The following is a 21683-nucleotide window of genomic DNA, read 5'->3' on the forward strand; positions in this document are numbered from 1 at the left end:
GCGGCATGACGACCAAAACCCAACATAGCCGTGACCATGGGGGCGGCATTGATGCCGCGGCTGCCCAATATGGCGGGGCGCGCGCAGATTGGCTTGATCTTTCAACAGGGATCAACCCCTGCCCCTATCCAATCGGTGACCTGCCTGCCGATGCATGGCGCGCCCTGCCCGATCAAGGGGCTGAGGCCGCGCTGATTGCCGCCGCGCGCGCATTTTGGTCGGTTCCCGCATATCTTGATATTCTGCCAACACATGGCGCCTCTGCGGCAATTGCGCGATTTCCCACGATTTTTCGGGATTTGGACAAATCCGTGCAGATCACCATGCCCACCTATAATGAATGGGCGGCCAGTTTCGAGGGTGCAGGTTGGACGATATCCCAAGGCAGCGCCGCGCTTGCGATCTATGTCCACCCCAACAACCCCGATGGTCGCCTCGCGCCTGCACCAGTCGGTGACAAAATCCGCGTCTATGATGAAAGTTTCTGCGATGTGATGCCTGAGGCAAGCCACCTGCCCAAAATCGCAGAAAACAGTCGCGATATTGTGCTTAAAAGCTTTGGGAAATTCTGGGGCCTTGCAGGTCTGCGCCTTGGCTTTGTCATCGCCGCCCCCGACACGATTGCCCGTTTGCGGGCGGTCATGGGCCCATGGTCTGTTTCAGGCCCCGCCCTTGTGATCGGGGCGCGGGCCTTGCGTGATCCCGCATGGGCCGAAGATACCCGCCGCAGATTGGCGCAAGACGCGGCGCGGCTTGATGCGCTGATGGCGGCGGCAGGTGCAAATGATCCGCGCGGCACAAGCCTGTTTCGACTGTTCCATGTTGGCAACGCTGCGGCCCTGCAATCCAAGCTTGCGCAGCATCACATCTGGACACGCATCTTTCCCTATTCCACCTCTATGATCAGACTGGGCTTACCCCATGCACCCGAAGACTGGACAAGGTTGGAAAAGGCATTGGCATGATCACGGAAACCGCTGCCCTCTTGGTTCTGGCGCTTGGCCTTGATGCCCTGTTTGGCGAACCGCGCATGCTGTGGCAGCGCATCCCCCATCCTGCCGTGGTGATGGGGCGGATCATTGCTTGGGCAGATCGCCGCTACAACACCGAAAACGCGGCTGCACGCAGCGCAGGCGTGACGGTTATGGCGCTTCTGTCCCTTGGCGCTTTGGGACTTGGGGCCACAATCGCGCTGTTGCCCTATGGAGAGGTGATCTCAATCCTGCTTGCAGCCATCCTTATCGCACAGCGCAGCCTCATATCCCATGTCTTGGCCGTGCGCGATGCTTTGGGCCTATCGCTGCCCGAAGCCCGCCGCGCGCTCAGCGATATCGTAGGGCGGGACACGGCTGAATTGGGTGAAAGCGAAATCAGCTGTGCCGCGATTGAATCTGCGGCTGAAAATTTTTCAGACGGGGTGATTGCCCCTGCCTTTTGGTTTCTTATCCTCGGGCTACCTGGCGTGTTGCTCTACAAACTCGTGAACACAGCCGACAGCATGATTGGCCACCGCACCCCGCGACATGAGGAATTTGGGTTTGCTGCCGCCAAGTTTGACGACATCCTCAACTACATCCCTGCCCGTCTCAGCGGGGCACTGATTGCCGCTGTTTGCGGCAAACCTGCGGCTTGGGCGGTGATGCGCGAGGACGCCTCAAAGCACCCAAGCCCCAATGCAGGATGGCCCGAAGCCGCAATGGCAGGCGCGCTTGATATCACATTGGCAGGCCCGCGCAGTTATCATGGGCATCTCAGCGATCACCCAAGCCTGAACGCCGCAGGACGGGCAGAGGCCACCCGCAGCGATATTTCGAACGCGGTTACGATCCTTTGGAAATCATGGGCCGCATTTGTGTTTGCTGTCTTACTTTTGGCGGTCTTGGCCACCTAGGCGACCAAGGCCTCAGCCTTTTTCAGATCAACACTGACCAATTGGCTGACACCTTGCTCGGCCATTGTGACGCCGAACAAGCGATCCATCCGCGCCATCGTCACAGCATGGTGCGTGATGATCAAGAAGCGCGTTTTGGTGCGGCGGGTCATCTCGTCCAACATATCGCAGAAACGGGTCACGTTGGCATCGTCCAAAGGCGCATCCACCTCGTCCAACACACAGATTGGCGCAGGATTGGCCAAGAATACCGCGAAGATAAGCGCAAGCGCGGTAAGGGTTTGTTCCCCCCCCGACAACAGTGACAAGGTGGAGAGTTTCTTGCCCGGCGGTTGGCACAGGATCTCAAGCCCCGCTTCCAGAGGGTCATCGCTTTCGACCAAAACAAGCCGCGCTTCACCACCGCCAAAGAGGTGACTAAACAACTGTCCGAAATTGCGGTTGACCTCATCAAAGGCTGTCAAAAGACGCTCGCGCCCTTCTTTGTTCAAGGCCGCAATCCCCGAACGCAGCTTTGAAATGGCAGCCTCAAGATCCTGCTTTTCTGACAGCAACGTGTCATGCTCGGTTTGGACTTCGCGCGCATCCTCCTCAGCCCGCAGGTTAACCGCACCAAGCGCATCCCGCTGACGGCGCAGGCGCATAACATCGCCTTCAAGCTTTTCAGCCGAGGCCATATCGGTCGGGTCTGTCTCTAATTGCTCTAACAACGCGTCAGGGGTGACTTCCATCTCCTCATGGATGCGCTCTGCTGCATGGGCAACGGATTCTGCCGCACCATCGCGCCGCGCTTCGGCAGCCGCACGGGCTTCGCGGGCATCCGAGGCGCTGCGTTCGGCATCACGCTCAGCAGATGTCGCGGTGCGCGCAATACCTTCTGCAACGCCCAACGCATCTGCGGCAGCCGCCTTGCGTGCCTCGGCATCTTTGATCTTTTGCGCCAATTCTGCGCGCTGGCCCGCAAGATGGTCGGGTTTGTTCTTCGCATCTTGCAATTGAGCCTCGGCCTCAATGCGGCGGGTGTTCAACTCTGCCATGCGGGACTTGGCGGTATCAAGACGCTTTTGCCACCCATCTACTTCGCTTGCAATTTGGTCAATGCGGCGTTCCCGCGCTTCGCCTTCGCGTTTGATCTCGTCATGCGCCGTGCGTTTGGCCAACATCGTCAGGCGCGCAGCCTCGACTGTCGATTTCGCGCTTTCAACCCGCGCGCGCATTGTCGTGAGGTCTTCAAGGGCTTTTTGCCCCACCTCAGCTTCAACCAATTGCCGCTCGGCACTTGCGGCTTCCTCGCCATGGCGGCTGACGGCTTGGTTCAATGTCTCAAGACGACCCGCCAAAATATTGCGCTCTGCTTCGGCGCGCGACAAGAAGCGGCTGGCTTCGGCCATCGCACTATCGGCGTCACGGCGCGATTGGCGGGCAGTTTTATCTGCCTCGCTTGCAGCAATGAGGCGTGCTGAAATTTCGTCATGACGGCTGCGGGCGGCATCGGCGGCATCCTTGGCCGCAGTCAATTCCTGGTCCAACTTTTCCAGTTGATTGACCTGCTGCAAGCGCCGTGCAGCCGCGCTTGAGCTGTCCTCAGATGCAAGGCTATAGCCGTCCCACCGCCAGAGATCACCCTCGCGGCTGACCAAGCGCTGACCTGGCAAAAGATCCTTTTGCAACCGCGCCCCATCTGCCGCATCGACAATACCGACCTGCGACAAACGCCGCGCCAATACGCGCGGCGCGCGGGTGACATCGGCCAAACAAATCGCCCCTTGGGGCAAGGGTTGGGGATTGGCATATTGATCCAGACCAAGCCACCCCGTCAGCCGTGTTGCCAGACCATCTGCGCGGATCGGGGCCTTGAGGTCATCGGCTAAGGCCGCCCCAACGGCGGCCTCAAAACCCACATCCACCTTCACATGATCCAGCAATTGCTCCGCCGCGCCCTGCTCACGCTCAAGCAGGCGGCGCAATGCGCGCACTTCGGACTCAAGCGTGCTGAGCGTGCCATTGGCCTCAGCCAAAGCCGCGCGGGCCTCGCCCTCTTCGCTTTGTGCGGTGGCGCGATCTGCTTCGGCCTGTGCCAATGCAGCCTCAGCTTGGTTTGCTTGCTCTGTCGCACTGGCCAAAGCGGTTTGTGCTGTGTCTACATCGTGGCTCACTTCGGCCAAGCGCGCTTCGGCTTCCGCCGCCGCAAGCCGTGCCTTTTCCGCCTCGGCGCGGTTCCGCTCAAGGGCCGCGCGGGCGTCAGAAACAATGCGCTCTGCGGATTGATGGCGCGCTGCAAGACGCGCCGCGTCTTCTGTCAGCTGACTGAGGCCCGTTTCACAATCGGCCAAAACCTCAGCGGCATCAGCGGCCGCAAGTGACGCTGCCTTCAGCGCCTCATCATGGCCTTTACGCGCCTCAAAGAGGGCTTCGCGCTCCTCCATCAGCTTGGCCACTGTTTCGCTTGCATCCGTGTTAAGGCTGTCCTCGCGACCAATGTCACGGGTCAGTTGTTCAATCCGTGCTTCCAAACCTTCAATCGCTTGACGAACACGGAAATCTTCGGCTTGCAGCGTTTCGCGCTCTACAGTCAGCCGCTGCAAAATTGCGGCGGCAATTGCCTCCTCCTCCCGTTTAGGGGGAAGGGCGGCTTCGGCCTCCTCACGCGCTTGGGCGGCCTTGACCGCGGCCGCCTCAGCCTGCGCCGCAGATTGCACGGCCAAGCGCAAGGTTTCCTCAGCGCGTGCGCGGGCCTGATCTGCCTCTCGCCACCGCAAATATAACAGCATCCCTTCGGCTTGGCGCAGCTCTGTCCCGATCTCGCGATACCGCGCGGCTTGGCGTGCCTGCCGAGCAAGCGAGGATAATTGCCCCGCCAGTTGTTCAATCACATCATCAACACGGGTGAGATTGGTTTCTGCACCCTTCAGCTTTAGCTCGGCCTCATGACGGCGCTGATAGAGGCCCGAGATACCCGCAGCCTCTTCAAGAACCCGCCGTCTTGCGCGTGGTTTTGCGTTGATCAACTCCGAAATCTGACCCTGCCGCACCAAGGCGGGGCTATGCGCGCCTGTTGAGGCATCCGCAAACAGCATCTGCACATCGCGCGCACGCGTGTCTTTGCCATTGGCCTTGTAGGCAGATCCTGCATCGCGGGTAATACGGCGCACGACTTCAAGGGTGTCATCCTCGTTAAACCCTGCGGGTGCGAGACGGTCTTGATTGTCGATGCTAAGGGATACTTCTGCGAAGTTACGCGCAGGCCGCGTGGCCGCCCCCGCGAAAATCACATCTTCCATACCGCCGCCGCGCATCGCCGAGGCGCGGTTCTCGCCCATGACCCACCGCAACGCTTCCAGAAGATTAGACTTGCCACAGCCATTGGGGCCAACCACGCCCGTAAGACCGTCCGAAATCACCAATTCGGTCGGGTCAACAAAGCTTTTAAAGCCGTTCAAGCGTAATCTGGAAAACCGCACAGGCAGACCCTTCGGTGATTCTTATCCAGTGTTACTGTCTCGCCGCTGCCATCGCAGAGTCAATCACGAACCCCACGATGTGGATAAATTTAAACAGTTTTCCACAAGATATAGTCAAATTTAGCCAATTTTCTGCCCTGCGACATTTCATCCATGGCGGTGCGGGTGAAACATTTACCTTCCTGACACGCATGCTGTCGATTGAAGTTCTGATCGCACTCTTTGGCATCGTGGCCTTGACCAGCGTGGGCTATCTCGGCCGCTTCATTAATGGCACCGAAGCCTCTGCAGGCTCATACGCCCTTGTTTGCCCTGGCGTTGCAATGTCTGTCTTGGGTCATTTTTGGATCAACAAAGGTCTGGTCGCCACAGGCATGATCGCAAAATTTGGCGCAGCCTATTGGGTGCTCAGCGCATTGGCCCTTGGCCTGCAATTCGCAATGATCGCCTTGGTTCTGATCCTTGCGCGCAAACATTTCGCGAAGAACAGCGCCGCAGAACTTGCGCCCGCTGAATAAACCACACCCTACGAGGTTACGGGCTGCGATGCACATCGCGGCCCGTTTCATTTGTATAAACCCCATATTATCCTTTGCATTGAGATCATCCCCAAGCAGTGGTATCCTTGGGTTATTCGTCAGCGCCAGATGGCTGCCCATCTTAGACTGACGCCATGAAACGGAGGGCCTTCGTCCTGACTGGACCGAGAATGGCGGTAACTGACACCGCAGAGATTGCGCCGCATGCCGACACGCATGCACCCCGCATTGGTAGCAAGGATTTGCTAGACCAAGTGCTTGACTCTCTGAGCGATGACAAAGCTGAAAACGTAATCACGATCGAGCTGGCGGGGAAATCCTCGATGGCCGATTATATGGTCGTGGCTTCGGGGCGTTCGACACGGCAAGTGGCCGCTATAGCGACCAATTTGGTGGATCGCCTCAAGCAAGATTACGGGCTTTTGTCCAAAACCGAGGGCAAAGACGCAGGTGATTGGGTTTTAATCGACACGGGCGATGTGATCGTTCATGTCTTCCGCCCGGAAGTGCGGGATTTCTACCAGATCGAAAAGATGTGGCTGCCCAATGGCACGGCGCAGGCCTAATCGGCCATGCGCGTGTCCATCTGTTGTGTTGGCCGCCTGCGGCAAGGCCCCGAACATGATCTGATTACCGATTACCTCACGCGATTTGATCGCACTGGCCGCGCACTTGGCCTGACCTTAGGCGATGTCATTGAGGTGGAAGATAAAAAGGCTCAGGGCATGAAAGCCGAAGGCGACTTGCTGCGCCGTGCTTTGCCAAAATCCGCGCTGATCTGGGCGCTAGACGAGCGGGGCGAGACCCTAAGCTCTCCAGAATTCGCCACAGGTCTTGGCCAAGTGCGTGATCAAGGAACAAGCGATTTGGCTCTGATCATTGGCGGGGCAGATGGTATTGAGCCAAACCTGCGCGGCGAAGCCGCACGGCGTATTTCCTTCGGCCGTATGGTTTGGCCGCATATGTTGGTGCGGGTGATGCTGTCTGAACAGCTTTACCGTTCCGCATCAATCCTTGCGGGCGCGCCTTATCACCGCGTCTGAAACCTTTCTTTAATCAAAATATCCGAACTTGGCCGCGATTGAGATTTTGCGCGAGAGGCCAAGATTGGCGATGACCTGCCTGACACCCATGTTGCATTTGGGCAGCCCTGCACCCACGGGCCAGCACCCAAGGCCAGACGGGGATATGCCGCCTAAGGGTCGGTTGGTGGCGGTGATTGCAACGCATAATCGCCTCGCGTCTTTATCGCGCGCGCTTGATGCACTTCTGGAAAGCACATCTCGTGATCTGGCCGAACTGCGCGACTATTGCGATGCGGCGCTCATTCTAGAGGCGGGAAAGCTTAACTACTATGCAGACCTGAATGAGACCATCAAGGCGCATAAGGCCATGCTGTCGTAGCGCTCAGATATCCCGCAAACGGGGCGCGTTCGCGTTCAGATCGCCTGTTGCGGGCAAGATCTGCGGGCCTTTGCACACCAGATCACAGGGCGCACTGTGCCCGAAGACAGGCATTTGCCCCTTCAACAGAGATTGCACAATCACCGCACCGCGATCCTGAGGCGAAAGCATCTGTAACACAAATGCCAGCCCAATGGTGACACTCAAAGCGACCAGTTTAAACCCACTGCGCAGTGATTTATTGTCAGTCCGTGTCATAGCCTGGCTCCCATTGTTTTGGGAAAATGTGGAAACTGCCCGCACTAAACTGTGATTGATATTGCACATCAAGACGGCATCCTGTCTCCTCACGCGAAGGTGACTAGGGCAAGGGCAAGGCAAATCATGGTCCGCACACATCAAAGCGAAGAAGACGCGCGCAATGAACATATTCTGATCTGGATCAACGGAGCGCTCAAACCGCGCGCCGAGGCAATGGTCAGCGTCTATGACAGCGGCTTTATGCTTGGTGATGGCGTTTGGGAGGGGTTACGTCTCTATAATGGGAAATGGGCCTTTTTAGACGATCATATGGATCGCCTGTTTGAGGCTGCCAAAGCGATTGATCTTGATATCGGCATGACCCGCGCCGCGGTGATTGCGGCCCTCGAACACACCCGCCGCGCCAACGAGATGCAGACCGATGCCCATGCCAGGTTGATGGTCACGCGTGGGGTCAAGATGCGCCCCTTTCAACATCCTGCCCTGTCGCGTTCTGGCCCGACTGTTGCTATCATCATGGAGCATTCCAAACCCTCCATCCCGCGCCCCATTCGTCTGGCCACAGTGCCACATCTGCGCGGCTTGCCGATGACGCAGGACCCCAAGCTAAACTCTCATTCCAAATTGAATTGTATTCTCGCTTGCATCGCCGCGGAAAAGGCGGGAGCAGATGAGGCATTGATGTTAGACATCCATGGCTTTGTGAACACCACAAATGCGTGCAATTTCTTCATCATTCGCAAGGGCGAGGTTTGGACAAGCACAGGCGATTATTGCATGAATGGGATCACACGGCAGAAGGTCATTGACCTGTGCCGCAACAATGACATCCCCGTCTTTGAGAAAAACTTTTCCTTGGTGGAAACCTATAGCGCAGATGAGGCATTTTTGACGGGCACATTCGGCGCGCAAACCCCTGTAGGCAAGATTGACGGCCGCGTCATCGGCACAGGCGATTTGGGGCCACTGACCACGCGCATCCGCTCGCTTTATAAAGACATGATTGATCAAGGCACAGAATAGAATGACAAAAATTGCCATGTGGTCGGGGCCACGCAACCTTTCGACTGCGATGATGTATGCCTTTGGGGCGCGCGCCGATTGCGCGGTTTGGGACGAGCCATTCTACGCCCCCTATTTGGCAGAGACAGGGCTCGACCACCCGATGCGATCCGATATCCTTGCCGCGCATGAAAGCGATGCCAAGATCGTGGCACGGCGCTGTGCAGGTAGCCCGCCTGACGGAAAAGAGCATTGGTATATGAAACATATGCCCCACCATATGTTAGATGGGTTTGACCTGACTTGGGCTGAGGGCTGCGTGAATATGCATTTGATCCGTCACCCCGCCCGCGTCATTGCCTCCTACCTCGCCAAACGCGATATGCCGAGCTTGCTTGATATCGGCTATCCTCAACAATGGGCGCTTTATCAACGCCTCCCTGGCCCAATTTTCGACAGCACAGATATTCGCGCGAACCCAGAGGCCATGTTGCGGATGATCTGCGCAGCGGCCGACCTTCCATTTGACGCGGCAATGTTATCTTGGCCTGCAGGGCCGCGGGCCCAAGATGGGATCTGGGCCAAGCATTGGTATGGGGCTGTGCATCGCTCAACTGGGATTTCTGATCCCGAAGGGCCATTGCCTGATTTGCCCAAAGAATATCATGGGCTGCTGACCGAGGCGCTTGAATATTACGAACAAATGCGCAGTCTAAAACACACACGCTAAGGTTAAATCAGGGGGAGTGCGCGATGCGAAAATCAGCCAAAGACGAACAAATCCTATCCCCCGCTGCACCTCACCCCAAGTATTTCAGTAAGGCCGCAGACGCAGTCGCCGAATTGCAACTGCTGTATCAGGCGGCCACAAAATTCCTTTACGATGCCTTTTCCGAGGCCCTAAACGCCCCGCGCGAGAACACCCGCTATCGCGCCTTTTATCCCGAGATACGGATTACCACGACAGGTTTTGGCAAGATCGACACCCGCCTTTCTTTTGGTCATGTCGCAGAACCGGGCACCTATTCCACAACGGTCACGCGCCCCGATTTATTTGCCAATTACCTGACACAGCAAATCGCCCTTCTGATTGAAAACCATAATGTTGAGGTCGCGATTGGGGTATCCTCTACGCCAATTCCGCTACATTTTGCAGTGCTGACGGATCCCAATCTCAACGTCCCGCAAGAGGCAGCGCTAACCTTTCCCTTGCGCGATATGTTTGATGTGCCTAATCTGGGCGGCATCCATGACGAGATCGTCAATTCCTTTGGCTTTAAGCATCCAGACGGATCGGGGCCGCTTGCACCCTTTACCGCCGAACGGATCGACTATTCTCTGGCACGGCTCGCTCATTATACAGCGACTGATCCCGTGTATTTCCAGAACCATGTTCTGTTCACCAATTACCAATTCTATGTTGACGAATTCATTGCCTATGCGCGGGCAATGTTGGCCGACCCAAACAGTGGCTACAGCGCCCTCGTTGGGCCGGGCAATCAAGTTTTGATGACGGCTGAGGCAGAGCTCACACATCCCGCAAAAATGCCCCAGATGCCAAGCTATCACCTCACCCGCAAAGACAATGCAGGTATTAGTTTGGTTAATATTGGGGTTGGGCCTTCAAACGCAAAAACCGCCACTGACCATATTGCAGTTTTGCGACCCCATGCATGGTTGATGGTTGGTCATTGTGCAGGTCTGCGCAACACGCAGGCGCTTGGCGATTATGTCTTGGCACATGCCTATCTGCGCGAAGATCATGTTCTTGATGATGACCTGCCCGCATGGGTTCCCATCCCCGCATTGGCCGAAGTTCAAATTGCCCTTGAGGATGCGGTGGCAGATGTTGCGCAAGTGTCTGGCTATGAATTGAAACGGATCATGCGCACAGGCACGGTCGCCACAATCGACAATCGCAATTGGGAATTGCGCGATCAATCTGGCCCCGTAAAGCGCCTCAGCCAAAGTCGCGCCATCGCACTTGATATGGAAAGCGCAACAATCGCCGCCAATGGATTTCGCTTTCGGGTGCCTTATGGCACGCTGCTTTGTGTCTCGGATAAGCCGCTGCATGGCGAATTAAAGCTGCCCGGAACGGCCTCAGAATTCTATAAAACCCAAGTGACGCGACATTTGTTGATCGGCATTCGCGCCATGGAAAAATTGCGCGAAATGCCGCTTGAACGCCTTCATAGCCGAAAATTGCGGTCTTTTGAGGAAACGGCTTTCTTATAAATATATAAATTTCTGTCAAGATGCATGTTTTCTGCACCAGTTTGTCTACTAATTGTTGTGTCCCTCCACAATATTAGGGTAATTTCGCACCAGCGAGCCCAAGGGTTCGGGGAGTAAAGGAGATAAAAAATGGCACAGAAACCGATGACAAAGACGCAGCTTGTTGCCGCGCTTGCCGACGAAATGGGCAGTGACAAGAAAACCGCAGCAGCCGCTTTGGATGCAGTGACCGCAGTGGTCACCAAAGAAGTCGCAGGCGGTGGCGCAGTAACCCTTCCTGGGATTGGCAAAGTATACTGCCGCGCACGTCCCGAGCGTATGGTGCGCAACCCAGCAACGGGTGAGCAGATCAAAAAGCCTGCTGACAAAGTTGTGAAGGTCACAATCGCAAAGGCATTGAAGGACAGCGTAAACGGCTAAGTTTTAGCAGTTTCGAAATTTTAAGGGCCGCCTTCTTGGGCGGCCCTTTTTCTTGGGCGGGTTTCATGCTTCTGTGTCGCAAGCAGGTTTCCGCAGGATGCATGACATGGATTTTCGCGCAATTGGAATGGGGCTGATTTTCGCCCTCATATGGTCTTCGGCTTTCACCTCTGCGCGGATGATCGTTGAGGCCGCGCCCCCCCTCTACGCATTGGTTCTGCGCTTTGGATTAGCGGGTCTGATTGGTGTGGCCATTGCCAAGGCCCTCGGACAACACTGGAAATTTTCAGCCAAGCAATGGCGCGGCATTTTGATTTTTGGCACCTGCCAAAACGCGATCTATCTGGGCCTGAATTTTATCGCCATGCAAACGGTCGAAGCGGGGCTTGCAGCCATTATCGCATCCAGTATGCCGCTGTTGGTAGCGACTGCGAATTGGGCGTTTTTCCGCGAAACCCTCCCAAAGCTAGGGATTTTCGGCCTAATTGCGGGCTTTACTGGGGTGGCGCTGATTATGTCACAGCGATTAACAGGCGGGGCGGATGTCATGGGCCTTGCACTCTGCGTCATAGCTGCCGTGGCGCTGACCATCGCAACATTGGCCGTGCGCAGTGCTTCAGCCTCGGGCGGAAATGTGATGATGACCGTTGGCTTGCAAATGGCAGTTGGCTCGATTGTCTTGCTGCCCTTTGCCTTAATCTTTGAAACACCAGAATTTGACATGTCGCAGCGTCTCTTTTGGGCCTTCACCTATACAACTTTAGCCCCAGGTCTTTTGGCGACATGGATTTGGTTTTTGCTGGTGGCTCGCATTGGGGCAACCCGCGCCGCAACGTTTCATTTCTTGAATCCGTTTTTCGGCGTGGCGATTGCCGCGGCGCTCCTTGGGGAACAATTATCTTTGGCCGACATAATTGGGGTTGCCATTATCGCAGGCGGGATTTTGGCGGTGCAGTTGGCCCGCGTCACCCCAACGCCGCCAAGAAGTTAGGCCCCGTCAAGCGGCGTATCGCTGACAATGACGCGCAGATTATCAATAGCGATGCGATAGGGGCTATCCGTACCATCGCTGCCAAATAGGCTGATTTCGCCCTCTGCGTCATAGCTGCTGACCGCAATGCGTAAAGATAATCGTGTTGTTTCTTCTCCCGATTGCACTGACCCATCGAGTTTGGGATGCGCGTCAAGCAATTGAAACCGCGTGCCTGTTGGGCTCTGCCGCGCGATCTCGATCACGGGGGCGTGCGCCTCGCCTGTAATGCGCAAGGCTGCATCGGCAAAGCTCAGTTCAACCGCTGCACCGTCCCATCCGTCAAGAAGCCATAGGTCTAACTCAAGCACAGCATTGCGAAAACCAAGTGGCAAAAGGATTGGTTTTTGGATCACCAACCCCGCTGCAACAGGACCCAGAATACCGCCCGTTATCACGGATTGATTTGATTGGGCCGGGCCACTAAAGCCGCCTTCGTTAAACTCGAAATCTTCGAAAGAGACCAGTCGGTCGTCTTGCGAGAACACCCGCAAACCCGCCGTGCTGTCATTGGTGCTTGCCCAGACATCGGGGTCGGGCCGATCCGCCAAACCATCCCAATGAGGAGGCCAAGCGCCATAACCGCGATGATCATCGTTCTTCCATCCACCCGAAAGGATCTCGGAAGTGCCCATGTTCGCTTGGCCTGTCGCATAGTTAACCTCTTACTCGTTTACCCACTCAAGATCGCAAGGAAACTTGGTTCAAAAGCGGCAAGGCCAAGAAAATTTTACGGAATTTGAAACTAATCTAAGAAACGATCAGCCGATGTTGCCACGATTTGCGCCGATTTGCCCGCGATGCAGCAACAAATGATCCAGAACCACACAGGCCATCATCGCTTCACCCACAGGAACGGCACGAATACCCACACAAGGATCATGCCGCCCTTTTGTGATGATCTCAGCCGATTCGCCCGATTTCGTGATTGTTTGGCGCGGTGTCAGGATGGAGGAGGTGGGTTTCACTGCAAAACGCACAACCACATCTTGGCCAGTGGAAATTCCACCCAAGATCCCGCCCGCGTGATTAGAGGCGTATTGCGGACCATCTGCGCCCATCGTGATTTCATCCGCGTTTTCACTACCCCGCAAGGCAGCGGCGTTCATGCCCTCGCCAATCTCAACACCTTTCACGGCATTGATTGACATCATCGCTGCAGCCAAATCCGTATCAAGCTTGCCATAAATCGGCGCGCCAAGACCTGCGGGCAAACCGCGCGCGACCACCTCGATCACCGCGCCGACACTGTCGCCCGATTTGCGAAGACCATCTAAATAGCTTGCCCAATCTGCCGCTGCCTTGGGGTCAGGCGTCCAAAATGGGTTCTGCTCAATCTGATCCCAGTCAAACCGCGTGCGGTCAATCTGATGTGGTCCCATTTGCACCATGAAGCCCGTGATTTGCAGATCAGGCAGCAGCGTGGCCAAAACCGCGCGTGCGACCCCGCCTGCGGCCACGCGTGCAGCGGTTTCTCGCGCGCTTGATCGCCCACCCCCGCGCGGATCGCGGATACCGTATTTTTGCCAATAGGTGATGTCGGCATGGCCTGGACGGAATTTTTCGGCAATTTCAGAATAATCTTTCGACCGCTGATCCGTGTTGCGGATCATCAACTGTATCGGCGTGCCTGTCGTCTGGCCCTCGTAAACGCCCGAAAGAATTTCCACCTCGTCAGGTTCGCGGCGTTGCGTGGTGTATTTATTCTGACCTGGTTTGCGGCGATCAAGCCAATGCTGCAGCATTGCGGCATCTATCGCAACACCTGGGGGGCATCCGTCAACAGTCGCGCCAAGGGCTGGCCCGTGGCTTTCGCCCCAAGTGGTAACCCGAAAAAGATGACCGAATGTGTTCATCGACATTGGCGTGACCTGCATAATTTTAGCCTTCACAGGGGTTAGCCTTCCTGAGGCAAAATGCCAAGACCCTTGCCCTTCGCAGAAAACCTGCTTACATCAGTCCTTGTCTCGGGGTGGCCCGTTATTGGGCCTGAGATGCGCAATCCTGCGTAAACCCGTTGAACCTGAACCGGTTAGGACCGGCGGAGGGAAGGCTTTGGAACAGAGGGCAATTTGCCCAAGCTCCATCTTCACTTCGCCCGTCGCAATGGAGGAGTGAGGAAATGAAACACACCATCATAGCAGCGGGTATGAGCATCTTTGCAGGGGCGGCAATGGCCGAAAACTCTGTTTTGCATGTCTATACCTATGATTCATTTGTCGCTGATTGGGGGCCTGGGCCCCAGATTAAGGCTGCTTTCGAAGAAAGCTGTGGCTGTGATCTGCAATTCGTCAGTGCGGGCGATGGCGCAGCACTGCTGTCGCGGCTTAAGCTTGAGGGGAGCCGCAGCGAAGCGGATGTGGTCTTAGGCCTTGATACAAACCTGATGACAGCCGCACGCGATACGGGCCTATTCGCCACGCATGATATCTTCGTTGAGGGGCTGACCCTACCAATCGCTTGGGATGATGCAGAATTTCTGCCCTTTGATTGGGGCTATTTCGCCTTTGTCCATAATGCTGATCTGCCCAATCCCCCACAAAGTTTTGAGGAATTGGGCGCAAGTGATCTGCGCATCTTGATCCAAGACCCACGCAGTTCGACCCCAGGTTTGGGCCTCGTTTATTGGATTGAGGCTGCTTATGGCGATGGTGCTGCGCAGATTTGGCAGGATTTGGCGGATAACATCGTCACGGTTACCCCAGGATGGTCAGAGGCCTACGGCCTGTTCCTAGAGGGTGAGGCCGATATGGTGCTTTCCTACACAACATCCCCCGCCTATCACCTCATTGCTGAGGAAGACCCAAGCAAATCTGCCGCTGCCTTTGACGAAGGGCATTATATGCAAATTGAAATTGCAGGCATCACTGCGGCAAGCGATCAACCCGATTTAGCGCGTGCGTTTATGACCTTCATGCTGTCGCCCGAATTCCAATCCGTAATCCCCACGACAAACTGGATGTATCCTGCGGCTTTACCCGCTTCGGCACTGCCCGATGGATTTGAAACCTTGATTGCCCCTGAAAAAGTGCTGCACTTCTCAGGGGATGAGGCTGCGGCGCTTCGCGATGCAGCGATTGACAGATGGCAAACCGCACTCAGCCGCTAAGTGCCTTGGTTTGGGTCGGGACGGGCGCTTTGGCACTTGTCCTGACCGTGACCCTTGCCCCGCTTGTGGCGATTGCCGTCACGGCGGACGATGGGTTTAAACTACGCGCGGCCAACTGGGCCGCGATTCGCTTTACGCTCCTTCAGGCAGTCCTCTCCGCAAGCCTGAGCCTTGCAATTGCCATTCCACTAGCCCGCGCTGTTGCGCGGCGGAGGTTTATTGGCAGGGGCATTTTCATCAGCCTGATGGGCGCCCCATTTATCCTTCCCGTCATCGTTGCCGTGATCGGGCTGATTGCAAGCTATGGGCATAACGGGTGGCTTGCGCGCGCCTTACAGGTCATTGGCCTAGACCTCCCTGAAATTTACGGGCTGCACGGCGTTGTTCTCGCGCATGTGTTTTTTAACCTCCCCCTTGCCGCGCGTTTAATCCTGCAAGAGTGGCAAGCCATCCCACAGGAACGCATACGCCTTGCACAGTCTTTGGGGCTTAAGGGCGGCGCTTTTTTTCGGCATATTGAATGGCCGATTTTGCGTAGCACTGCACCGGGCGCCCTTGTGGTGATTTTTCTGCTCTGTTGCTCAAGTTTCGCAGTCGCATTGATCTTGGGCGGTGGCCCGCGCGCCACCACGATTGAATTGGCCATTTATCAAGCGTTTCGATTTGATTTTGACCTTGGGCGCGCCGCGAGTTTGGCCGCCGTGCAGGCCCTGCTGTGCCTCGGCCTCGGCGCGTTTGTACTGCGGCTGTCAGCCCGTGGCACGGGACTTGGCACGGGGCTGGATCGCACATTGGCCCTGCCCACTGAGGGGCGCGCGTTTGTCGATACTCTGGTGATCGTGGCTGCGGGTGTATTTCTCGCATTGCCCTTGGCGCGGATCGTGATCCTTGGCCTGCCAAATCTTACAGAACTACCCACAGCCGTTTGGATTGCGGCGCTGCGCTCGCTGATCATGGCGTTATCTGCGACCGCTCTGTCGATTGCGATGGCGCTGCCAATCGCCTTTGCCTTGCTCCGCTTGCGCCGCGCCGCAATGTTTGAGGCTCTTTGCCTGCTTGCCTTGGTCATTTCACCTTTGGCCCTCGGCACAGGATGGTTTTTGATTCTACGCCCACTTACCAATCCCATAACATGGGCCTTGCCCGTCACTATATGCGTCAATGCCCTGATGGCGCTGCCCTTCGTGCTGCGTGCCGTTCTGCCCGCCCTTCGTGAGGCCGAAGCAAGCCAAGCCCGCCTTGCCACGGCGCTGGGCCTTGTCGGCTGGCACAGATTTCGACACGCGATCCTGCCGCGCCTTGTCCGTCCATTGGGCTTTGCAGCGGGTTTATGTGCGGCATTATCAATGGGGGATTTGGGCGTGATCGCCCTATTCGCGGCACCTGATCAAGCCACTTTGCCCCTAGAGATGCTGCGCCTGATGGGGGCCTATCGTATGGCGGATGCCCAAGGGGCTGCATTGCTGCTCTTGATCCTAAGCCTTGGCTTGTTTTGGATATTTGACCGTGGGGGCCGTTACCATGCTTGAGATCACAAACCTAAACTATCGCAAAGCGGGCTTTGAATTGAAAGCCGTCTTCCGCGTGCAGCGGGGGGAACGCTTGGCTTTGATGGGGCAATCAGGCGCGGGGAAATCAACGTTGATCAGCCTTATCGCAGGGTTTCTCAGTCCAAATGTGGGAGAGATCTGGTTTGGCGGTGCAAACCTCACCCAGTGCGATCCATCCAAACGACCAATTTCAATCCTGTTTCAAGACGGCAATCTCTTCCCCCATCTGACTTTGCAGGAGAATCTAGGCCTGGCCCTCTCACCGCGATTGGCCTTGAACGCGGCGATGGAGGCGCAAATCAGCACCGCTTTGACGCAAGTCGGTTTGCGCGGGTTTGAGGGGCGCCGCCCTGCAAGCCTGTCAGGCGGACAACAATCTCGTGCAGCCATTGCGCGGGTACTTTTGCAAAATCGTCCAATATTGCTGATGGACGAGCCGTTTGCAGCCCTAGATCCCACTTTGCGGCGGGAGATGGCAGAATTGATCAGCACATTATGCCACGATTTGGGCCTGACCTTGATCCTAGCGTCTCATGATTTTACAGATGCCGAGCGGATGTGTAATCGCGTGATGCTTTTGACCGAAGGGCAGATTACAGGAGATTACCCAATCGCAGGCCTACGCGCCGCACCCCCTGCAGGTTTGGTGCCGTGGCTTTAGCCAAAAGAAAAAAGCGCCTCTGACATCAGAGGCGCTTTTAGGTTTCTATCGTCCCTTCAGGGGCGCTGCTTATTTCGCTGCGCCCGCTTTAGCGCGCGATTTGATCGGCGCCCAAAGTTTCTTATTAGTCAGATAAAGCATCACAGCGAGAATGCCGAGCATGATGATAGCGGTAAAGCCAAGCTGCTTACGCTCCATCATGCGGGGTTCTGCTGCCCAAGTCAGGAACGATGCCACATCTTTAGCCATGCTTTCGATATCATTGGGTGAGCCATCGGAAAACTCAACCGCACCATCCCACAAGGGAGGGGCCATGGCGATCAAGCCGCCAGGGTAAGTTTCGTTCTCATAAAAGTATGCCCCATACTGCTCTACCTCTTCGCCCGTATAATGGGTCAGAAGAGATGCAATATATTCCGGGCCGCCGATACCGTTAAACAACTGGTTCAGACCTAGGCCATATGGTCCATGAAAACCAGCGCGTGCCTTGGCCATTAGGCTCAGATCAGGCGCACCTTCAAAACTCGACTGGGGAAAGTGGTCATTCGGGGTCGCAGTGCGCCAATCATCAATCGATGGGTCATACACCTCGAACTGTTCCGCATAGGCGCGAGCCTGTTCGGGGGTATATCCCAAGCCATTTTCATCGGCGAGGTTACGGTAGGCCACATATTGCAGACCATGGCAGGCAGAGCATACTTCCGTGAAGACCTGAAGCCCACGCTGAAGCTGATCTTGGTCATAGCGACCGAATAGTCCTTGGAACGAGAATTCATAATTCTCGACATGGCCCGATGCACCTGCTGCAAATCCCGCTCCGGTCGAGAGGCTCAGCGCAGCGATTGTGCTGATCACAAGTTTCCTGAACATGTCAGACTATCCTTTCTCTCACTCAGCAGGAATTTTCGCAGAGGCGGGGCCAGTGCCCACGCTTGCGTTGCCGTAATGGCTGTTGAAATCCTCTTCGATGGTCGAAGGCGGTATAGTTGGCTTTTCCAGAACCCCCAGAAGCGGCAGGATCACGAGGAAATAGGCGAACCAATAGGCCGACCCGATCAAAGCGATGTAGGGGTAAATCCCTTCTGCAGGCATTGCACCCGCCCACATCAGCACAAAGAAGTTGACCACGAAAACCCAGAACCAAGGCTTAAACATTGGGCGGTAGCGGCCAGAGCGCACCGAAGATGTATCAAGCCATGGCACCAAGGCCATCACGATGATCGCACCAAACATGGCGAGAACACCGAAGAATTTCGCGTCAACAATCCCGCCAGTCAGGAAGTCCGCCGCAATCACAACCCAAACTTCACCGTCAAAGGCGCGCAGGATGGCGTAGAAGGGCAAGAAATACCATTCAGGCACGATGTGTGCAGGCGTGACCATTGGGTTTGCCTCGATATAGTTATCGGGGTGACCCAGATAGTTCGGCATAAAGCCCACGATGGCAAAGAAAGCCACCAGAACAACCGCCAAGGCGAACAGGTCTTTGATCACGAAATAGGGCCAGAATGGCAGCGTATCGGCTTCGGCCTCTTTCTTAGAGGCGCGGCGCACATCAACACCTGTTGGGTTGTTGTTACCCGTGGTGTGGAAGGCCCAAACGTGAACGATCACCAGACCCAAGATCACGAATGGCAACAGGTAATGCAGCGACAAGAAGCGGTTCAGCGTGGCGTTGTCCACCGCAGGCCCGCCCAAGAGCCATGTCTGGATCGCTTCGCCCACAAAGGGGATCGCGCCAAATAGGCCCGTGATCACTGTCGCGCCCCAGAAGGACATCTGACCCCAAGGCAGAACATAGCCCATAAAGGCTGTTCCCATCATCAGCAGGTAAATCAGCATACCGACAATCCATGTGACTTCGCGTGGCGCCTTGTAGGAGCCGTAGTAAAGACCACGGAAAATGTGCAGATAAACCGCGATAAAGAACAAAGACGCACCGTTTTGGTGGATATAGCGGATCGCCCATCCCCCGTTCACGTTGCGCATAATGTGTTCAACGCTTGCAAAAGCGAGATCGACATGTGGAGTGTAATGCATCACAAGGATGATCCCTGTGACAATCTGCATGACCAAGCAGAACACAAGAACGATGCCCCAAATCCACATCCAATTCAGGTTCTTGGGGGTTGGGATCATCAATGTGTCATAAAGAAGGCCCACGATGGGAAGGCGCGAATGCAACCACTTCTCGGCGTTGGACTTCGGTTCGTAATGGTCGTGGGGAATGCCAGACATCGGTCGTTTCCTCCGTTAACCGAGCAAAATTGTTGTATCGTCTACGAAAGACGCGTTCGGAATGTGCAGGTTCTGCGGCGCGGGGCCTTTGCGGATACGGCCGGCCGTGTCGTAATGCGAACCATGGCAAGGGCAGAACCAACCGCCGAACTCGCCTGCGCCATCACCCAAAGGCACACAGCCCAAATGGGTGCAAACGCCCTGCATAACCAACCACTCGCCTGTGTTCTCACCCTCAGGGGTGGTTAGGCTGCGGTTCTCGTCATGCGCATCCGATCCTGCCGCGATGTTTGGGTTGCGGCTATCGGTATCGACAAGGTCATTCATGTCAACGGCGCGCGCCGCTTCAATCTCATCCTGCGTGCGGCGGCGGATGAAAACGGGCTTGCCGAGGAACAGAACGGTCAACTGTGTTCCTTCCTGCACACCCGAGACATCAACGCGCATCGTGGATGCGGCTTGAACGTCTGCCGAAGGGTTCATTTGATTGACCAGCGGCCAGACGGCGGCGCCGGTTACAACAGCACCTACACCGCCTGTCGCATAGTACAGAAAGTCGCGGCGTGTGCTGGACTGGTCTTCTGCGTGTGACACTGAAAGCGTCTCCCTTGTCAGCGACCCACCAAACGGGGTCAATTGAGTCGAAGCCACAGGAATCCCCCACAGCTTTTCTCGGGCTGTTTATGCAATGAAATGATAAGCGTCTAGCGGACAAACGCGCGCAGTTTGGCCGAAATGTCGCGGTTTGTGATGAATTTTCAACCTCTGCGCGAAAAACATGAAGGTTTCACACGAAAAAATTTCGCAAAGCCCGCCTATTTCCCGAAGTTTAGGGACATTTTTCGGTGCAAAATACCCGATCCATCATCAAATTCGGGGCCTGTGGCGGTGAATCCCAGGCGCTCATAAAAGGAAATCGCGCTCAATTGCGCGTCCAATTCCATATGGTGCGGATCTAGTTCCGCGGTGATGTGGCGTATATGCGCCATCACGAACCGCATAAGTGCCGCACCATGGCCCGCGCCCCGCGCATCTGCGACAACCGCGATGCGTCCGATCCGCCACGCCTGCCCTGTGCGATAGAACCGCCCTGTCGCCACAGCCCGCCCCGCCAGACGACCCAAAACATGAGTGGCTTTTGCGTCAATCGTATCAAATTCCTCTGAAAGCGGCACAGATTGCTCGACCACAAAGACAGCGCGGCGGATCTCGCAGCACAGATCCAAATCAGCCTGTGTTTGCACAAGGCTAAATTCGGGCGAACCACTCATCCAACTGGGAATGTGTCTTTGAAAGAGGAACGCGCGCTTAAACGATCAAAAAAAGCGGTCAAATTCGGGCGTGTCGCGCGCCAATCAAATTGGCCTTGGCGAAAATCAAGATAGCCCAAGCCCGCACCAACCGCGATTTGGCCCATATCAAGCACCTGATCAAAACTCGGCACTTGGGTTTCGAAATAATCAAGCGCGCGCTCTACTTTGGCCCATTGGCCTTCATACCAAGGCTCATACCAATGTGTTTCGGGGCGGAAGCGTTTTTCATACACCATGGCCACCACAGCCTCTATCATACCATCTGCCGCCGCTTCGGTGGTCAGCACCTCCCAAAGGCGGCTTTCGGGGTAAAGCCCCGCTTGCGCATGCTGATCCAAAAAGCGGGTGATCACACGGCTGTCAAAAATCGGGCTATCCCCTTCGCGCAAAAGAACAGGAATACGTCCTGAAGGATTGGCGGCATTGAGATGGGCATCCCCGCCCATGGGTGAGGCTTTGACAGTTTCGAACACCACATCTGTCATACCTGCCTCTTTAACCATCACAAGAACCTTCCGCACGAAGGGGGATGCAGCAGAGCCGAGAACCTGAAATTGCGCCATTTG

The 21683-nt window shown here is 56.0% G+C and carries 23 protein-coding genes and 1 riboswitch; of the genes, 14 read left to right on the forward strand and 9 right to left on the reverse strand.

Annotated elements, in window-relative coordinates; all coding sequences use genetic code 11:
- Positions 1-5: 5 nt before the first annotated feature.
- Together AAC621_RS05980 and cbiB are read left to right on the forward strand one after the other, a co-directional pair.
- Complete coding sequence (locus AAC621_RS05980) at positions 6-965, forward strand: threonine-phosphate decarboxylase (protein ID WP_340253115.1); 960 nt, start codon at positions 6-8, stop codon at positions 963-965.
- Positions 962-1891: an adenosylcobinamide-phosphate synthase CbiB gene (cbiB, locus tag AAC621_RS05985; RefSeq protein WP_340253120.1), complete on the forward strand. Its 930-nt coding sequence runs from the start codon at positions 962-964 to the stop codon at positions 1889-1891. The genes AAC621_RS05980 and cbiB overlap by 4 nt, the downstream gene beginning before the upstream one ends.
- On the opposite strand, the gene smc is transcribed toward cbiB, so the two are convergent.
- A complete protein-coding gene (gene smc, locus AAC621_RS05990; RefSeq protein ID WP_340253125.1) occupies positions 1888-5352 on the reverse strand; it encodes a chromosome segregation protein SMC in 3465 nt (1154 codons plus the stop codon). The genes cbiB and smc overlap by 4 nt on opposite strands.
- Before the next feature lie 77 nt (positions 5353-5429).
- Here smc and AAC621_RS05995 point away from each other — a divergent pair, with 77 nt between their 5' ends.
- The 4 genes from AAC621_RS05995 to AAC621_RS06010 all read left to right on the forward strand — a co-directional run bounded on the left by AAC621_RS05995 (position 5430) and on the right by AAC621_RS06010 (position 7295).
- Positions 5430-5870: a hypothetical protein gene (locus tag AAC621_RS05995; protein ID WP_340253130.1), complete on the forward strand. Its 441-nt coding sequence runs from the start codon at positions 5430-5432 to the stop codon at positions 5868-5870.
- A gap of 191 nt (positions 5871-6061) precedes the next feature.
- A complete protein-coding gene (rsfS, locus tag AAC621_RS06000) occupies positions 6062-6457 on the forward strand; it encodes a ribosome silencing factor (RefSeq protein WP_340253135.1) in 396 nt (131 codons plus the stop codon).
- A gap of 6 nt (positions 6458-6463) precedes the next feature.
- Complete coding sequence (gene rlmH / locus AAC621_RS06005) at positions 6464-6934, forward strand: 23S rRNA (pseudouridine(1915)-N(3))-methyltransferase RlmH (RefSeq protein WP_340253138.1); 471 nt, start codon at positions 6464-6466, stop codon at positions 6932-6934.
- Between the two features lie 28 nt (positions 6935-6962).
- A complete protein-coding gene (locus AAC621_RS06010; RefSeq protein ID WP_340253143.1) occupies positions 6963-7295 on the forward strand; it encodes a hypothetical protein in 333 nt (110 codons plus the stop codon).
- Between the two features lie 3 nt (positions 7296-7298).
- Here the strand turns inward: AAC621_RS06010 and AAC621_RS06015 are convergent, their stop codons facing one another.
- On the reverse strand, positions 7299-7553 hold the full coding sequence (locus AAC621_RS06015) for a hypothetical protein (protein ID WP_340253148.1): 255 nt from the start codon (positions 7551-7553) through the stop codon (positions 7299-7301).
- Positions 7554-7679: 126 nt separating this feature from the next.
- Here AAC621_RS06015 and AAC621_RS06020 point away from each other — a divergent pair, with 126 nt between their 5' ends.
- The 5 genes from AAC621_RS06020 to AAC621_RS06040 all read left to right on the forward strand — a co-directional run bounded on the left by AAC621_RS06020 (position 7680) and on the right by AAC621_RS06040 (position 12207).
- Positions 7680-8579, forward strand: coding sequence for a D-amino acid aminotransferase (locus AAC621_RS06020; RefSeq protein ID WP_340253151.1), 900 nt, complete (start codon positions 7680-7682; stop codon positions 8577-8579).
- 1 nt (position 8580) lies between these two features.
- Positions 8581-9288 carry a sulfotransferase-like domain-containing protein gene (locus AAC621_RS06025; protein ID WP_340253154.1) on the forward strand — a complete coding sequence of 236 codons (708 nt, stop codon included), beginning with the start codon at positions 8581-8583 and terminating at the stop codon, positions 9286-9288.
- A 23-nt stretch (positions 9289-9311) separates the two neighbouring features.
- Positions 9312-10796, forward strand: coding sequence for an AMP nucleosidase (locus AAC621_RS06030; RefSeq protein ID WP_340253157.1), 1485 nt, complete (start codon positions 9312-9314; stop codon positions 10794-10796).
- Between the two features lie 129 nt (positions 10797-10925).
- The gene (locus AAC621_RS06035) at positions 10926-11216 is read left to right on the forward strand and encodes an HU family DNA-binding protein (RefSeq protein ID WP_340244157.1); all 291 of its coding nucleotides are present in this window, start codon (positions 10926-10928) and stop codon (positions 11214-11216) included.
- A gap of 106 nt (positions 11217-11322) precedes the next feature.
- Positions 11323-12207: a DMT family transporter gene (locus AAC621_RS06040; RefSeq protein WP_340253160.1), complete on the forward strand. Its 885-nt coding sequence runs from the start codon at positions 11323-11325 to the stop codon at positions 12205-12207.
- Here AAC621_RS06040 and AAC621_RS06045 read toward each other — a convergent pair.
- The gene (locus AAC621_RS06045; protein WP_340253163.1) at positions 12204-12881 is read right to left on the reverse strand and encodes a hypothetical protein; all 678 of its coding nucleotides are present in this window, start codon (positions 12879-12881) and stop codon (positions 12204-12206) included. The two genes, AAC621_RS06040 and AAC621_RS06045, sit on opposite strands and share 4 nt — an antisense overlap.
- Before the next feature lie 126 nt (positions 12882-13007).
- The gene (gene aroC, locus AAC621_RS06050; RefSeq protein WP_317656913.1) at positions 13008-14108 is read right to left on the reverse strand and encodes a chorismate synthase; all 1101 of its coding nucleotides are present in this window, start codon (positions 14106-14108) and stop codon (positions 13008-13010) included.
- 96 nt (positions 14109-14204) lie between these two features.
- Positions 14205-14313: riboswitch (TPP riboswitch) on the forward strand.
- Positions 14314-14368: 55 nt separating this feature from the next.
- On the opposite strand from aroC, the gene thiB reads away from it, so the two are divergent.
- Genes thiB through AAC621_RS06065 form a run of 3 tightly spaced genes read left to right on the forward strand, consistent with a single transcriptional unit; the run spans position 14369 to position 17566 of the window.
- Positions 14369-15355, forward strand: coding sequence for a thiamine ABC transporter substrate binding subunit (thiB, locus tag AAC621_RS06055; protein WP_340253166.1), 987 nt, complete (start codon positions 14369-14371; stop codon positions 15353-15355).
- Positions 15331-16884 carry a thiamine/thiamine pyrophosphate ABC transporter permease ThiP gene (locus AAC621_RS06060; protein WP_340253169.1) on the forward strand — a complete coding sequence of 518 codons (1554 nt, stop codon included), beginning with the start codon at positions 15331-15333 and terminating at the stop codon, positions 16882-16884. The genes thiB and AAC621_RS06060 overlap by 25 nt, the downstream gene beginning before the upstream one ends.
- Positions 16877-17566: a thiamine ABC transporter ATP-binding protein gene (locus AAC621_RS06065; RefSeq protein WP_340253172.1), complete on the forward strand. Its 690-nt coding sequence runs from the start codon at positions 16877-16879 to the stop codon at positions 17564-17566. The genes AAC621_RS06060 and AAC621_RS06065 overlap by 8 nt, the downstream gene beginning before the upstream one ends.
- A 69-nt stretch (positions 17567-17635) precedes the next feature.
- On the opposite strand, the gene AAC621_RS06070 is transcribed toward AAC621_RS06065, so the two are convergent.
- The 5 genes from AAC621_RS06070 to AAC621_RS06090 all read right to left on the reverse strand — a co-directional run bounded on the left by AAC621_RS06070 (position 17636) and on the right by AAC621_RS06090 (position 21680).
- Positions 17636-18436, reverse strand: coding sequence for a cytochrome c1 (locus AAC621_RS06070; RefSeq protein WP_340253174.1), 801 nt, complete (start codon positions 18434-18436; stop codon positions 17636-17638).
- An 18-nt stretch (positions 18437-18454) separates the two neighbouring features.
- Positions 18455-19804 carry a cytochrome b gene (gene petB / locus AAC621_RS06075; protein ID WP_340253176.1) on the reverse strand — a complete coding sequence of 450 codons (1350 nt, stop codon included), beginning with the start codon at positions 19802-19804 and terminating at the stop codon, positions 18455-18457.
- 15 nt (positions 19805-19819) lie between these two features.
- Entirely contained in the window at positions 19820-20398 is a 579-nt protein-coding gene (petA, locus tag AAC621_RS06080) for a ubiquinol-cytochrome c reductase iron-sulfur subunit (protein ID WP_317656923.1), read from the reverse strand.
- Positions 20399-20619: 221 nt separating this feature from the next.
- Complete coding sequence (locus tag AAC621_RS06085; RefSeq protein ID WP_340253179.1) at positions 20620-21075, reverse strand: GNAT family N-acetyltransferase; 456 nt, start codon at positions 21073-21075, stop codon at positions 20620-20622.
- Entirely contained in the window at positions 21072-21680 is a 609-nt protein-coding gene (locus tag AAC621_RS06090) for a glutathione S-transferase family protein (protein WP_340253181.1), read from the reverse strand. The genes AAC621_RS06085 and AAC621_RS06090 overlap by 4 nt, the downstream gene beginning before the upstream one ends.
- Positions 21681-21683: the final 3 nt, after the last annotated feature.

This window comes from Roseobacter sp. HKCC-CH-9208 (assembly GCF_037805125.1).
In the GTDB taxonomy this organism is placed as follows: domain Bacteria; phylum Pseudomonadota; class Alphaproteobacteria; order Rhodobacterales; family Rhodobacteraceae; genus M30B80.